This is a genomic window from Paenacidovorax caeni (assembly GCF_001298675.1).
Taxonomy (GTDB): Bacteria; Pseudomonadota; Gammaproteobacteria; order Burkholderiales; family Burkholderiaceae_C; genus Paenacidovorax; species Paenacidovorax caeni.
On sequence record NZ_CYIG01000003.1, the window covers coordinates 84,357 to 99,605 of the forward strand.

General features: G+C 69.0%; 9 protein-coding genes. 7 read left to right on the plus strand and 2 right to left on the minus strand.

Features of this window, described 5'->3' with window-relative positions; translation table 11 throughout:
- Positions 1-133: 133 nt before the first annotated feature.
- From mutS to BN2503_RS02030, 5 genes are all read left to right on the plus strand, one after another.
- Complete coding sequence (gene mutS, locus BN2503_RS02015; RefSeq protein WP_175537922.1) at positions 134-2,725, plus strand: DNA mismatch repair protein MutS; 2,592 nt, start codon at positions 134-136, stop codon at positions 2,723-2,725.
- A gap of 267 nt (positions 2,726-2,992) precedes the next feature.
- Positions 2,993-5,050, plus strand: coding sequence for a methyl-accepting chemotaxis protein (locus tag BN2503_RS02020; RefSeq protein WP_082366469.1), 2,058 nt, complete (start codon positions 2,993-2,995; stop codon positions 5,048-5,050).
- A gap of 126 nt (positions 5,051-5,176) precedes the next feature.
- Entirely contained in the window at positions 5,177-5,983 is an 807-nt protein-coding gene (locus BN2503_RS02025) for an alpha/beta fold hydrolase (protein ID WP_054254972.1), read from the plus strand.
- A gap of 116 nt (positions 5,984-6,099) precedes the next feature.
- Positions 6,100-6,291 (plus strand): hypothetical protein, encoded by a 192-nt coding sequence (locus BN2503_RS19900; RefSeq protein WP_139235362.1) that lies wholly within the window; start codon positions 6,100-6,102, stop codon positions 6,289-6,291.
- A gap of 5 nt (positions 6,292-6,296) precedes the next feature.
- Positions 6,297-8,099 carry a diguanylate cyclase gene (locus BN2503_RS02030; RefSeq protein WP_082366470.1) on the plus strand — a complete coding sequence of 601 codons (1,803 nt, stop codon included), beginning with the start codon at positions 6,297-6,299 and terminating at the stop codon, positions 8,097-8,099.
- 35 nt (positions 8,100-8,134) lie between these two features.
- Here BN2503_RS02030 and BN2503_RS02035 read toward each other — a convergent pair whose 3' ends face one another.
- A complete protein-coding gene (locus BN2503_RS02035; protein ID WP_054254973.1) occupies positions 8,135-8,959 on the minus strand; it encodes an undecaprenyl-diphosphate phosphatase in 825 nt (274 codons plus the stop codon).
- A 242-nt stretch (positions 8,960-9,201) separates the two neighbouring features.
- Between BN2503_RS02035 and BN2503_RS02040 the strand changes: the two genes are divergently transcribed.
- Both BN2503_RS02040 and BN2503_RS02045 read left to right on the plus strand, forming a co-directional pair.
- Positions 9,202-10,290 carry a sensor histidine kinase gene (locus BN2503_RS02040; protein ID WP_054255002.1) on the plus strand — a complete coding sequence of 363 codons (1,089 nt, stop codon included), beginning with the start codon at positions 9,202-9,204 and terminating at the stop codon, positions 10,288-10,290.
- Positions 10,250-11,074 (plus strand): LytR/AlgR family response regulator transcription factor, encoded by an 825-nt coding sequence (locus tag BN2503_RS02045; protein WP_054254974.1) that lies wholly within the window; start codon positions 10,250-10,252, stop codon positions 11,072-11,074. The genes BN2503_RS02040 and BN2503_RS02045 overlap by 41 nt, the downstream gene beginning before the upstream one ends.
- Positions 11,075-11,152: 78 nt before the next feature.
- On the opposite strand, the gene BN2503_RS02050 is transcribed toward BN2503_RS02045, so the two are convergent.
- Positions 11,153-15,061, minus strand: coding sequence for an IPTL-CTERM sorting domain-containing protein (locus tag BN2503_RS02050; protein WP_054254975.1), 3,909 nt, complete (start codon positions 15,059-15,061; stop codon positions 11,153-11,155).
- Positions 15,062-15,249: the final 188 nt, after the last annotated feature.

The window sequence follows — 15,249 nt, forward strand, 5'->3', positions numbered from 1 at the left end:
AGGCTTGGGACACAAAAGGTCGGGGACAATGCCGGGCTTTGCACCGCCCTGGTTCACAAAGGTTCGACAGGCAATGAGTCCAGAAACGCCCACTTCCGAAGATTTGCTCCGCGACCTCGAGAGCCACACGCCGATGATGCAGCAGTACCTGCAGCTCAAGGCCCAGTACCCCGACACGCTGCTGCTCTACCGCATGGGCGACTTCTACGAGGTGTTCTGGCAAGACGCCGAGAAGGCCTCTCGGATGCTCGACATCACGCTGACCCAGCGCGGCCAGTCGGCGGGCCAGCCGGTGCTGATGGCCGGGGTGCCGTTCCATGCGCTGGAGAGCTACCTGGGCCGCCTGATCAAGATGGGCGAATCGGTGGCGATCGCCGAGCAGGTGGGCGACGTGGCCACGGCCAAGGGCCCGGTGGAGCGCAAGGTGGTGCGCGTGGTCACGCCCGGCACGCTCACCGACAGCGAACTGCTGTCAGACAAGAGTGAATCGCTGCTGCTGGCCGTGCACCAGGGCAAACGCGCGCGCTGCGGCCTGGCCTGGCTCAGCGTGACGCAGGGGCGCGTGTTCCTGGCCGAGTGCACGCTGGAGGAGTTGGGCGGCTGGCTGGCGCGCATTGCCCCGAGCGAGCTGCTGTACAGCGGCGGCGCCACCCAGCGCTTCGAGCAGCAGCTGCAGCAGCTGCGCCAGGGCGGCGCCTGCACCTGCCCCCTCGCACCGCGCCCCGACTGGCAGTTCGACAGTGCGCTGGGCGAGCGCAAGCTACTCGAAGCCACGGGCGCCGCCACGCTGCAGGCCTGGGGCGCCCAGGATCTGGCGCAGGCCCACGCCGCCGCCGCCGCGCTGCTGCACTACGCGGAGCACACGCAGGGACGCCAGCTCACGCACATCCACAGCATCCAGGTGCAGCGCGGCAGCGAGCTGATCGACCTGCCAGCCAGCACGCGGCGCAACCTGGAACTGGTGAAGACGCTGCGCGGCGAGGATGCGCCCACGCTGTTCTCGCTGCTCGACACCTGCATGACCGGCATGGGCAGCCGCCTGCTCAAGACCTGGCTGCTGGAGCCGCGGCGCGAACGCACCGAGGCCAGCGCCCGCCTGGCCGCCACGCAGGCGCTGCGTGGCGATGCCGCCAGCCCGGGCCCGGCGCCGTGGAGCTGGCTGCGCGAGCAGCTCAAGGGGGTCAGCGATGTCGAGCGCATCACCGCGCGCACCGCGCTGCGCCAGGTGCGCCCGCGCGAACTCCTGGCACTGGCCCGAACGCTACAAAAAGCAGAGCTGCTAGCGCAGTCTGGACAAGCGCCAGAACCCTATTTGGCACAAATTTTCAACCAACTCCAACCACCCCCTGAATGCGCCTTGCTGCTGCAGCGCGCCATTGCCGAGGAGCCTGCCGCCCTGGTACGCGACGGCGGTGTGATCGCCGCGGGCTTTGACGCCGAGCTGGACGAGCTGCGTGCCATCCAGAGCAACTGCGACGCCTTCCTGCTCGACCTGGAGACGCGCGAAAAGGCGCGCACCGGCATTCCCAACCTGCGCGTGCAGTTCAACAAGGTGCACGGCTTCTACATTGAGGTCACCAGCAGCCATGCCGACAAGGTGCCCGACGACTACCGCCGCCGCCAGACGCTGAAGAACGCCGAGCGCTTCATCACCCCGGAACTCAAGGCGTTTGAAGACAAGGCCCTTTCCGCGCAAGAGCGCGCCCTGGCGCGCGAAAAGTGGCTGTACGAGCAGATCCTCGACCAGCTCCAGCCGCACGTGCCCGCACTCACACGCCTGGCGCACGCGCTGGCGGCACTGGATGTGCTGTGCACCTTCGCCGAGCGCTCGCTCACGCTGGGCTGGTGCGCGCCGCAGTTCGCGCCCGAGCCGTGCATCGAGATCGAAGCCGGCCGCCACCCGGTGGTCGAGGCGCGCCTGGCCGAAACCTCCAGCGGCGCCTTCATTGCCAACCACACCCGGCTGCACGCCAACCAGCGCATGCAGATCATCACCGGCCCGAACATGGGCGGTAAATCGACCTACATGCGCCAGGTGGCGCTGATCGTGCTGCTAGCCAGCATCGGCAGCCACGTGCCCGCAGCGCGCTGCCGCCTGGGGCCCATCGACGCCATCCACACCCGCATCGGCGCGGCCGACGACCTGGCCAACGCGCAGTCCACCTTCATGCTGGAGATGGTGGAGGCGGCGCAGATCCTGCACGCCGCCACGCCGCACAGCCTGGTGCTGATGGATGAGATTGGCCGGGGCACCAGCACCTTCGACGGCCTGGCGCTGGCCAGCGGCATTGCCACGCACCTGCACGACAAGACGCGCGCCTTCACGCTGTTCGCCACGCACTACTTCGAGCTGACCGAGCTGCCCGCCACGGCGCGCCACGCCGTCAACATGCACGTGAGCGCGGTGGAGAACGGCGCCGACATCGTGTTCCTGCACGAAATCCAGGCCGGCCCCGCCAGCCGCAGCTATGGCCTGCAGGTGGCCAAGCTGGCGGGCATGCCCGCCGCCGTGCTGCACCACGCACGCCACGCCCTGGCGGCGCTGGAGGAGCGCGCCGCAGAAGACGCCCAGCAAGTGGATTTGTTCGCCCCGCCCCCTGCGCCCGAAATGGCCATGGGCAGCGCCGTGGAAGCCGCCCTGGCGCAGATCAACCCCGACCAGCTCAGCCCGCGCGAGGCACTCGACGCGCTCTACCAGCTCAAGCGGCTGGCACCTGCGGCCTGACTTCCGCCGCACCGGGCGCCCGGAATGCGGCCACCCGGCCGACCACCCGATTGCTACATAAAGCATAGCTTCCAGCGCTTTACAGGAAAGCGCTGGAAGCCGATTCATTCATGCATTCTGACTGCCCTGCGCGCAGCGCCCCAGCCGCGCCCAGGGCAATGAATAATCTATTGAACTAATTAAGGCAATTGTCATTTTTACGGACACAGCCTTACGGTATGCACTCTTACGATTGGCTGTTTGAAAAAAAATGTAATCGAGACATCCATGCCCCCCCTGCTTCCCCGCGCCAGCGACGGCACGCCCCCAACGCCCCCGCACGCTGACGGCTCCGGCTTCTTTCAGTACCACGGCATATGGGCGCCCGGCGTGCGGGCCTTTCGCCACATGCGTTTCATGTCGAAGGCCGCGATCATTTCGCTGGCCTTCATGCTGCCGCTGCTCGCCCTGGTGGGCTGGCTGCTGATGGCCAATTTCAACAACACCATGCAAGAGCGCAAGGACGCCACGCGCCAGCACGTGGAGGTGGCGCACGGCGTGCTGGCCTGGGCCCACGCGCAGGAGCAGGCGGGCACGCTCACACGCGAGCAGGCGCAGGAGCAGGCGCTGCGCCTGATCGAGCAGTTGCGCTACGAGCGGCAGGAGTACTTCTGGATCAACGACATGCAGCCGCGCATGGTCATGCACCCCTTCAAGCCCGAGCTGAACGGCCAGGACGTGAGCGGCTTCAAGGATCCGAACGGCCTGGCGCTGTTCAACGCCTTCGCCGACATGGTGCGCAGCAACGGCAAGGGCTTCGTACCTTACAAGTGGCCCAAGCCAGGCAGCGACGTGCCGGTGGACAAGGTCTCCTACGTACTCGGTTTCGCGCCCTGGGGCTGGGTGATCGGATCGGGCATGTACGTCGATGACGTGCAGCAGGTTCTGCTGCGCCGCCTGGCCTGGGCGGGCTCGTGCGTGCTCATCACGCTGGCGGTGGCCGGCTATCTGTTCCTGAGCTTCTACCGGGTGATGGACGGCGGCCTGCGCGAAACGCGCCGCCACCTGCGCGCCATGACGGACGGTGACCTGACCACCTCCCCCGAGCCCTGGGGCAGCGACGAGGCCGCCGACCTGATGGTGGAGCTGCACAAGATGCAGGACGCACTGCGCAACATGGTCTGGCGCGTGCGCCGCTCGGGCGACGAGATCGTGCACACGGCCACCGAGATTGCCAGCGGCGCCATGGATTTGTCGCGCCGCACGGAAGCGGCAGCGGCGAGCCTGGAGGAATCGGCGGCGTCGATGGAGGAAATCGCCTCCACGGTGAACAACAGCACCGAGCATGTGCAGGAGGCGTCGCAACGGGCGCGCCACAACGCCGAGATGGCCACGGACGGCGGGCGTGTCATGCAGGAGGTGGTGCAGACCATGGAGGGCATCCGCGCCTCGTCGGCCAAGATCGCCGAGATCATCGCCACCATCGACGGCATCGCCTTCCAGACCAATCTGCTGGCGCTCAATGCCGCCGTCGAGGCCGCTCGGGCCGGCGAGCAGGGGCGCGGCTTTGCCGTGGTGGCCACCGAGGTGCGCAACCTGGCAGGCCTCAGCGCCGCAGCAGCGCGGGAGATCAAGACCCTGATTGGCAGCAGCGTGGAACAAATCGCCAGCGGCGCGCAGGTGGTGCGCAAGGCGGGCGCCACCATCGAGGACATCGTGGCCTCGTCGCAGCAAGTCAACCAGCTGCTGGGTGAAATCGCCACCGGCGCGCGCGAGCAAAACCAGGGCATCTCCCAGATTGGCCAGGCCGTGCAGCAGCTTGACCAAATGACGCAGCAAAACGCCGCGCTGGTCGAGCAGACGGCTGCCGCCTCGGCGGCCATGCAGGAGCAGGCCCACACCCTGGCGGTGGAAGTGGCGCACTTCAAGATGCCCGCGCATGTGGACGCGCGCATGGCGCAGCACGACGCCCGCCTGGCACTGGAGGAGCGCGAGAACTTCGATTTCGACCAGGCCATCGAGGCCCACCGCAAGTGGAAAGTGCGGCTGCGCCAGGCCATCGCCAACCACGAACAGCTGGACGCCGACACCATCTGCCGCGACGACCGCTGCCCGCTGGGCCAGTGGCTGCACGGCGACGGCGGCAAGCGCTGGGGTACGCGCCCGCTGTTCACGCAGCTGCTGCAAAAGCACGCGGCCTTTCACCAAAGCGCGGGCAGCGTGGCGCGCAAGATCAACGCCGGCCAGTACACCGACGCCGGCCAGCTGATCGGCGCGGGCTCGGAGTTCGCGCAGGTCTCGCTGGAGGTCACCACGCTGCTGGCCAGCGCCAAGCGCAGCCTGTGAGCACCGTGCGGACTCTTCGCATCAAAATGGCACCCAGCCCTTTGCTGGCTTGCGCGGGAAGCTATCATTCTTGAACGTCCGGCCTCTGTGCCGGAGCCTTCCTGCACGCCCTGCCCGGCCCACGCCATGACCTCCATCGTCTTCTCGCACGCCAACAGCTTTCCGGCCAGCACCTACCGTGTGCTGTTCGGCCACCTGCGCCAGCGCGGCTTCGAGGTCAGCGCAGTCGAGCGCTACGGCCACGACGCGCACTACCCCGTCACCAGCAACTGGCCGCACCTGGTGCAGCAGCTGGCCGACTTTGCCGCCGCGCAGCAGCAGCGCACCGGGCAGCGCGCCTTCCTGGTCGGGCACTCGCTGGGCGGCTTTCTCAGCGTCATGGCCGCGGCGCGGCACCCAGAGCTGGCACGCGGCGTGGTGATGATCGACTCGCCCCTGATCGGCGGCTGGCGCGCCAGTGCCCTGGGCGTGGCCAAGCACACCCAGGTGGTGGGCGCCGTCTCGCCGGGGCGCGTGAGCCGCGCGCGACGCAACACCTGGGCCAGCACGCAGGAGGCGCTGGAGCACTTCCGCCGCAAGAAGGCCTTCGCCCACTGGGACGCCGAAGTGCTGCAGGACTATGTGACCCACTGCCTGCACGACGACGCGCACGGCAAGCGCGTCCTGGCCTTCGACCGTGCCGTGGAAACGCAGATCTACAACACCCTGCCGCACAACCTGGCGCGCCTGCTGCACCAGCACCCCCTGCGCTGCCGCGCCGCCTTCATCGGCGGGCGCGACTCGGTGGAAATGCGCCAGGTAGGCATGGCGATGACCCGGCGCATCACCGAAGGCCGCATCATGATGCTCGACGGCACCCACCTGTTCCCCATGGAGCGCCCCGCCGCCACAGCCGCCGCCATCGAGGCGGCGGTACTGAACCTCGCGGACTGACGCTCGGAAAAAGCGCACACCGGCACGGCCAGCGCCGTTCCCCTACACTGGGGACAATCGTTACAACACGATACATGTTGCCATCACTGCGCTGGACGCACCAAACCGAGCCCCCCATGACAGATGCCCGACTGCGCGCTGCCAACGACGCCGCGCCCGGCGCCATGCCGAAAGCCATCGCCCGCTGGAGCAACGCCCCCCGCACGCCTGGCGGGCCCCACCACCGGCAAGATCGCCGGACGGCCGCCACGGCAGCTTGGGCCCGGCCGCAGGGCATGGCCCGTACCGCAGCATGCTGCCCCGGTTGAACCCGATGCCAACCGCCCTCCGCCGAACGCCGCAGCGCGGCTGGCCCCTGCTGTGGCTGGCGTGGCTGTGCTGGCTCTGCGGGGCCGCACTGCCCTGGGCGGCCCTGGCGCAAACCAGCCCCCTGCCTGCCCAGCGTACGCCGGCGCTGCTGGCCGACAGCGCGGGCAGTGTGGCGCTGTGGCCAGCAGTCACGCTGTGGGCGGACGCCTCGGGGCAGGCGACACTGGAGCAGGCGCTGGCGCGGCTGTCGGCCTTTGAGGCGCCCCAGGCCAGCGCCACCCTGGGAGTGCGCCAAGACGCCGTTTGGCTGCACGCCAGCCTGGCCGTGGACCCGGCGTCGGCGGGCCGCTGGACCCTGGACATCAACCACCCGGACCTGAACCGCATCGACGTTTACGTGCTGCAGGCTGACCGCGTACTGCGCCATGTGGCCCTGGGCTCCGACATCCCGCGCGCCGAACGCCCCTTGCCCGCACGCACCCCGGCGGTGGCGCTGGAGCTGCTGCCCGGCCAGCGCTACGCGCTGCTGCTGCGCGTGCAAACGCGCGGCGCCATGATCCTGCCGATCACCCTCAACACCCCGCCCGCCATGCTGGAGCGCGCGCTGAACGAACACATCCTGCAAGGTGTGCTCGCCGGGCTGGCGCTGTGCCTCATCCTCTATAGCCTGGCCCAGTGGATGAGCCTGCGCGAGCCCCTGTTCCTGCAGTACGCGCTGATGACCAGCGGCAGCCTGCTGTACTCGCTGCATTTCTTCGGTATTGGCCAGCAGTACCTGTGGGGCCACAGCCCCTGGCTGACAGACCATGCCGTGGGGCTGTCCTCGTTCATGGCCCTGGCGGGCAGCTTCCTGTTCATGAGCCAGGCGGTGGCGGGCGATGCGCCGCAGAGCCGCTTCCTCCGGCTCATGCGCAGGGGTGCGGTGGGCGCGGCCGTGCTGGGCCTGGCCCACGCGCTCGACCTGCTCAGCCTCAAGCAGGTGGCGACGATCGTCAGCATCCTGGGCCCCATGCCGGCCCTGCTGAGCCTGCCCGGGGCACTGCGGCGCGCACGTGCCGGCGACCCCATCGGCACCACCCTGCTGGTGGCATGGCTCGTGTACGCAGGCGGCGCGGCGACCATCATCGGCGTCATCAACGGAGCGATTCCTGTCAACTTCTGGAGCTTGCACTCGTTCCAGATCTCCGCGACGGTGGACATGCTGCTGTTCATGCGGGTACTGGGCCTGCGCACCCAGGCGCTGCGCGAGGCGGCGCTGCACGCACGCCAGGAGCGCGACGCCCTGCACTCCCTGGCGCACAGCGACGCCCTGACCGGCCTGCCCAACCGGCGCGCACTGCAGGCGGCCCTGGCGTCGGCGCTTACGCACGCGGGCCCGGGCAACCTTCTAGGGGTCTATATCCTGGACCTGGACGGGTTCAAGCCCGTCAACGACCTGTACGGCCACGATGTCGGCGACGAACTGCTGGTCGCGGCCACGCACCGCCTGCGAAGTACGCTGCGCCAGAGCGACCTGATCGCGCGGCTGGGCGGCGATGAATTCGTGGTGGTCACCGAACGCCTGCTCAGCCCACAGCAGGCGCACGACCTGGGGCAAAAGCTGCTCGACGCCTTCCATACGCCCTTCGCACTGGGCAGCGTACAGATACAGGTCGGCCTGACCATTGGCTATGCCATCGCCCCCGACGACGGCATGGACGCTGCCACACTGCTCAAGCGGGCCGACGCCGCCATGTACAGCGGCAAGCAAAGCGGCAAGTTCTGCCTGCGCCGCAACCGCGGCGACCTGGCCTTGTCGTCCGCTTGATCGCCCCCGCCGGACGTTAGAGCGTGTTCATGGGCTTAGTCCGCCCAGGTCACCAGCCCTGACCAGGCGGTCAGCAGCACCACCAGCCCGAACACGATGCGGTAGTAGGCAAACGGCACGAAGCTGTGCGAGCTGATGTAGCGCAGCAGCCAGCGCACGCACAGCCACGCGCTGATGAAAGAAAACACCAGGCCCACGGTGAACAGCGGCACATCGGCCACCGACAGCAGTGCGCGCTCCTTGTACAGGCTGTACACGCCCGCGCCGATCAGCGTCGGAATGGCCAGGAAGAACGAGTAATCGGTGGCCGCCTTGCGCGACAGGCCCAGCAGCATGCCGCCAATGATGGTGGCGCCGCTGCGGCTGGTGCCCGGCACCATGGCCAGGCACTGCACCAGGCCGACCTTCAGCGCATCCAGCGGGCCCATCTCATCCACCGACTGGATACGCACGGCCGCCTGCTGGCGCCGCTCGGCCCACAGGATGATGAAGCCGCCCACGATGAAAGTGCTCGCCACCACCACCGGCGTGAACAGGTGCGCCTTGATCGCCTTGCCCAGCAGCAACCCCAGCACCACGGCAGGCAGGAAGCCGATGAGCACGTTCAGCGCAAAACGCTGCGCCTGGCGCTGCGTGGGCAGCGCTGCCACGGTGGTGCGGATGCGTTCCCAATAGACCAGGATGACCGCAAAGATCGCCCCCGTCTGGATGGCGATGTCGAACACCTTGGCCTTGGCGTCGTCGAACCCCAGCAGCGCGCCCGCGAGGATCAGGTGGCCGGTGGAAGAGATGGGCAAAAACTCGGTCAAACCCTCGACCACGCCCATGATGGCGGCCTTGAGCAGCAAAACGATATCCACGCGCGTTCCTCGCAGCGAAAAAGGGAGCGATTATCCGCCCCCACCCACCGCCCGCGCCGCCACGGCGGCATCCGGCGCCGTGGCGCCGCGTTTCGTCGCAGGGCGCTGTTCGGCAGCGATGCGGGCAAGCACAGTGCACCCCACGCCTCAGCAATCGACCCACCGGAGCCCGCCCCATGCCCGCCCGCCAGGCCTGCCGCACAATGCGGGCCACACCGCCGCCCGTCCCGCAATCCAGCCCCATGCCGCCCACCGACCTTCCGACCTTCCTGCGCCGCGGCCTGGGCACGGCGGTTTTCTGCAGCTTCATCGCACTGGCGCTGACGCTCTCCGGCCAGGGCGCATGGGACGTGCAGTGGGCCTACTCCCTAGCCATCGGCCTGACCGCATGGCTGGTGATCGAGATGGGCTGCACCAAGGGCTGGCCGCCCGGCCCGCGCGGCGTGCTGCTGGTGCTCGCGGGCAGCGTGACCGGCTTCGTGCTGGGCACCGCCCTGGGCGACGCCTACAGCGGAACCCCGCACCCGTTGTGGCAAGGCCGCAGCTGGCAGGCCATGCTGCTGCTCACCCTGGCCACGGGCACCATCCTGTCGTACTTCTTCTACACGCAAGCCCAGGCGCAGCAGCTGCAGCTGCACATGGCGCAGGCGCAGCGCACCGCTGCCGAAGCCCGGCTCAAGCTGCTGGAGGCACAGCTGGAGCCGCACATGCTGTTCAACACGCTGGCCAACCTGCGCGCGCTCATCGCCACCGACCCTGAGCGGGCCGGGCACATGCTGGACCGTCTGATCGACTACCTGCGCGCCACGCTCGGCGCCTCGCGCCGCGAACGCCACCCCCTGGCCGATGAGTTCGCGCGGCTGGACGACTACCTCGCCCTCATGGCCGTGCGCATGGGCGCGCGCCTGGGCTACGCGCTCGAACTGCCCGCGCCGCTGGCCCAGGCCAGCGTGCCACCGCTGCTGCTGCAACCGCTGGTGGAAAACGCCATCCGCCACGGGCTGGAGCCCCAGCTCGCGGGCGGGCGCATCACGGTACGCGCCCAGGCCACCGACCAAGGCCGCCGCCTGCAACTGTGCGTGCACGATACCGGCCCAGGCCCCAGCCAAGGGCTGGACCCAGGCGTGGATCCAGGCGCGGGCCTGGACGCAACGGCAACGCCCGGCAGCGGCTTTGGCCTGCAACAGGTGCGCGAGCGCCTGGCCACGCTTTACGGGCCCGAGGGAACTCTCGAATTGATAGCTGCCAGCGCAGGTGGGACAAGCGCCATCGTCACATTTCCTTTGCAATATGCCACCGACACCCACACCGCCACGCGCCCTGATCGCTGAGGACGAACCGCTGCTGGCCGCGGCACTGCAGCAGGCACTGGCCCGGGCCTGGCCCGGGCTGCGCGTGGCCGCCACCGTGGGCGACGGCCTCTCTGCCGTGCGCGAAGCGCTGGCGCTGCGGCCCGAGGTGCTGTTCTTCGACATCCGCATGCCCGGCCAAAGCGGCCTGGACGCCGCCGCCGCCCTGGCCGACGCCTGGCCTGCGGACGAAGCGCCCTTCCCCGCGCTGGTGTTCGTCACCGCCTACGACCAGTACGCCCTGCAGGCCTTCGAGACGCAGGCCGTGGACTACCTGCTCAAACCCGTGCAGCCCGCCCGCCTGGAAAAGACCGTGCACAAGCTGCGCCAGGCGCTGCAGCGCGGCGCCGCCCCAGCGCCGGAAGACACGTTTGCCCAGCTGCGCGCGCTGCTGCACACCCCCGGCCTGGGCGCCGCGCCAGCCGCCCCGCGCCTGCACATGATCCAGGCCATGCGCCAGACGGGCAGCGGCACGCAGATCCACTTTGTGCCCGTGGCCGAGGTGCTGTACTTCGAGGCCGCCGACAAATACGTGCGCGTGCTCACCGCCACGCACGAGTACCTGATCCGTACCCCGCTCAAGGAGCTGGCCGCACAACTCGACCCCGCCGCGTTCTGGCAGGTGCACCGCGGTACGCTGGTGCGTGCCAGCGCCATCGCCAGCGCCACGCGCGACGAAGCCGGCCGCCTGCACCTGCACCTGCACGAGCGGCCCGAGCGCCTGGCGGTGAGTCGGCTGTATGCGCACTTGTTCAAAGCCATGTAACACCAGCGCTACTAAATAGATAGCTGCCAGCGCTTTACCAGAAAGCGCTTAAGGCCATTTTTGGCACAAGCCACGCTGCTATGCCGGTGCCCGGGCATGCACCCTGCGCAGGCCCACTAAGCCCAACAGCGCCGCGAGCAGCAGCGCACCCCATTCGCCCAGCGTGGGGATGGGCTGCGCATTGCCGGGTGCGGGCGCCGCCAAGAGCGCGGGCATCCCGGGGTCGGTGATCTGGCCGTCAAGCACGCCGTCGCTGTCGCCCGCGCCGCCGTCGGTCAGCAGCAGGCGCACGCTCATGCGGTCGGGCGAGAACTCGGCGCCCGGCAGCGCGTACCAGTGCGCCTGGCGGCAGGCATCGCCCGTGCAGTTCAGGCCCTCGGGGCTGGGGCCGTATTTCAGGTAGACGGCGCCCTCGGGCACGGGCTCGCTGTAGTGCACGATGACCTGGGCCTGCGCCGCCGTGCCGCCGCTCAGGAGCAGTTGCAGGGGGTGGAAGGTGCTGCGCGCGCCCGGGGGCAGCGGCGCGGGCAATGCGGCCGTCACGCTCACGGCCGACAGGCTCCAGCCATTGTTCTGCCCGGGCATGGGCAGGTCGAGCGAGGCGCGCGCGCCCGTGCCACCGGCCAGCGCCCAGGGTGCGGTGCATGTGGCGGACGCCCCGCCCTGCGTGCCGGCGCAGGTCCAGGCGTATTGGCCACGCACGGATTGCACATCCCCAGGCTGGCCTGCGCTGCACAGCTCTGCCATCGGCGGGGTGATGCTCGCCTGGCCTTGCGCCGCGCCACAGGCACCCGCCTGCCCGGGCGGCGCAAAGCGCACGTCCACCGTGCAGTCCGCCTGCACTGCGGCGGTGGTGAACACCGCGCCCGCCAGCGTGCCGCCGCAGCCGCTGGCCGAGGCCACGGCCTGCCCCGCGCCGGGCGCCAGGGTGAACTGCGCGGCCTGTCCGTACACCACGGCCTGGGGCGTGGCGGGGGTGGCCGCGCCGTCGCCGGTGATGTCGAGGGTGACCAGGTACTGGCGCGGCGCGCTGCACTGCGCCGTGGCGCCGCCGTTCAGGCCGGTGCACTGCCAGGTGAAATCTGCCGTGCCGGTGAGCACCGCGCTCGTCTGCCCCGCAGCGCACAGGCTGGCGCCAGGTGCCGAACGCACCGCCACACCCTGGGCTGCACCGCAGGTGCCGTCCACCCGCAGTACCGCCTCCACCGCGCCCAGGTCGCAGCGGCTGCCCTGGGGGCGTGCCACGCCGCGCTGGTCGGTGGTGGGGGCCGCAGCGCAGTCCACCGCGTCGATGGCGGGGCTGCCACTGGCGGGCAGTTGCGTAGGGGTGGCGCCGCCGTTGTCTTGCAGCGGGCCGAGCAGCGGGTCCACATCCAGAATGCCGGTGCCGACGCATCCGCCTTGCACGATGCTGTCGACCACGGTCGCCGCGCAGCCGCCGATGGAGGTGCCCGTGTTGCCCCACACGATGCTGGCAGTCACGCTAGAGTCACCGTAGAGGATGGAGCCCATCGCGGTGTCCGTGACCGCATTGCCACTGAAGGTGCTGTGGGCAATGGTGGGGCGCGCGCCGGTACCATCGTTGTAAACGGCCGCTCCATCCAGGACGGCATGGTTGCCGCTGAAGGTGCTGTTGGTGACACTGGGGCGGCTGGTGCCGCTGGCGTCGGCGTTGTTGAACAGTGCGCTGCCCCACTGGGCCACCCAATTGCCGCTGAAGGTAACGCCGGTCAGCACCGGGCTGCTGTTGCCGCTGCGCTGGCCGTTGTTGAACAAGCCGCCACCGGCCCAGCCGTAGTTGCCGCTGAAGCGCAGCTGCCGCAGCGCTGGGCTGCACTGCCGCCCAGCGCCCGCGCCGTTGCACAGCAGTCCGCTGCCCTTGATATCGACTTCCGGGATCGCCCCCCAATCGACGGACGTCCCGCCGGCGGTGAGGGTCAGCCCTTCGAGCAGGGTGAAACGGGCGTCGCCCTCGGTGGCGGTGTAAACGCCGTTGCCGTTGCTGTCATCCACCGCGCCGCCAATCACCACCACGTGGTAGCTGTTGATGCCAACGTGCTGGTTGCCTGGCAAGGGGGTGCTGCCGTCGGTTGGAGAAAAGCGCGCCACTTCGGTGATGCCCTGGGCGTTCACCTCGTCGTCGCCGCCGATGTCGCCCGACAGTACGGTGTTGCTGGCGTGCAGCACGCGCTCGTCGGGCTGCGCCGCGTTGCCGGTGTAGCCGCCCTTGATCTGCAGCGGTCGGTCAATGGCGAAGTGCCGCTCCGGGCGCCCCGCCGGGCCGGGCTTGTACACGCCCTGGCGCAGGCGGATCTCGTAGCACCGGCCCAGGTCGGCGTCGCCGTTGGCCAGCGCCAGCGCCTGCTGCAGCGCGGCGGCCTGCGCCCAGCTGCTGCCGTCACCGCTGCCATCGGGCGCGGCGTGGAGCACGGTGGTGCTGGCGCACGCAGCGGGTGCCGAGGCCAGGCCGAAGGTGGCGCCCACACTGGGCACACCGGTCACGCCGCTGAGCTGGCACGCACCCGTGCCGGTGCAAGCCCCCGTCCAGCCGGTGAACTGGTAGCCCGTGGCGGGCGTGGCGCTGCAGGTGGCGTCCTGGCCATGCGTCACCGGGTTGGGCGTGCAGGCCACCGTGCCGCCGCTGGCGGGGCTGGCGTTGGGGGTGATGGGGTAGGTGGCGGGTGCAAAGCTGGCCTGCACCGTGCAGTCGCCCACCACGGCCGCCGTGGTGTAGGTGCTTCCCACCAGGCTGCCGCCGCAGGTGCCGCCCACCGCCGCGCTGTAGCCCGCCTGGGGTGTGACGGTAAAGCTGGCCTGGGTGTTCATCGCCACCACCTGCGCCGTAGCCGGGCTGATGCTGCCATTGGCGCTGGCCGAAGGCGTGACGGTGTAGCCCTTAGGCGCCTGGCACGAGGCCTGCGCGCCGCCGTTGCTGCTATTGCATTTCCAGGCCCAACCCGCGCCCGAAACGCTGTAGTTGCTGTACGTGCCTGCGCTGCACAGGCTGCCGTCGTCGGGCGGGGGCGTCAGCGTGACCACGCTGTGGGCACTGCCGCAGGCACCGTCGACCGTGGCGGGCACTGCAGTCAGCGTGAAGCTGGCGCTGGTTTCCTGCATGACCGTGGCTTCGTTGCCGCCATTGGCAGCGTTGGCGCTGGTGCCCGTGGTCTGGCCGCTGCGCAGGGTGAGGGTGGCGGTGTTGGCACCACTGGCTGGGGCCGTCAGGCGCACCGTAATTTGGTCACCGCTTGTGACGATGGCCTGTTGCACCCAAGCGCCCCCGTTTACCTGAAAGACCGGATTGCCCGCACCACTGATGCGCGCACCGCCCCAGGCTTGACCAGTACCGGTGCTGGTTGCCAGCGTGATGGGGGAAAAATTTGTCTGCTGGCCTGCAGGTCCGCTCGTTGAGGATAACGACAAACCCGCAAAAGACTGTCCACCACGCACCAGCCGAACGTGGTTACCGTCGTTGCGGCCGCCGTCGAAGCCGAAGTAGCCATAGTAGAAATGCACGACCCACGCGTAGTACGAATCGTTGGCATAGGGCGAACCCGACCAGACGTATGAAGACGGCGTATCAGGAAACACCATACGGTTGACTCTGGGGTTATTGCCGCAGGTTTGCGTGATGCTGATCAACTCGTTTTCGTAGGCCATACGCCATGCACCGCTGGCCAGCAGGTTCTGGGTGCTGGGGGCGCTGTGCGGGTAAGGCCCCGAGTCGGTGAAGTATTTCGGCAGATAGCTTGTGGCCCAGTTTGGCCACTTGTTAGATGTCGGAGTACCCGTGCATTGCCCGGAGCTGTAAGTCATGCCTTCCACGCAGCGCTTCCACACCAGCCCGGTGGGCCAGTGCATGGCGCTGGCCGTGCTCTCGGCCTCGCCCAGGATGTATTCGGCATCGGCGTTGTCGCCGGTGCAGTTCGATGCCTGCGCCAGCAGCGGCGCGGTGCACAGGGCCATCAAGGCCAGGATGTTTTTCATGAAAGCTCTCTCTTTGCTCTTTTTTAGATAGCAGCTAGCGCTTATCCATCAATCGCTAAGGGCCGATTCGGCTTGCCAAACCCCGAGCACGGGGCCTTTCAGCCGCACCCGCCCGCCAGCAGCCCCCGCGTGAATGCGTCGATCAGCACGCGGGCCTTCTGCGGGCTCGGGCAGCGCGCAGGCGCGCT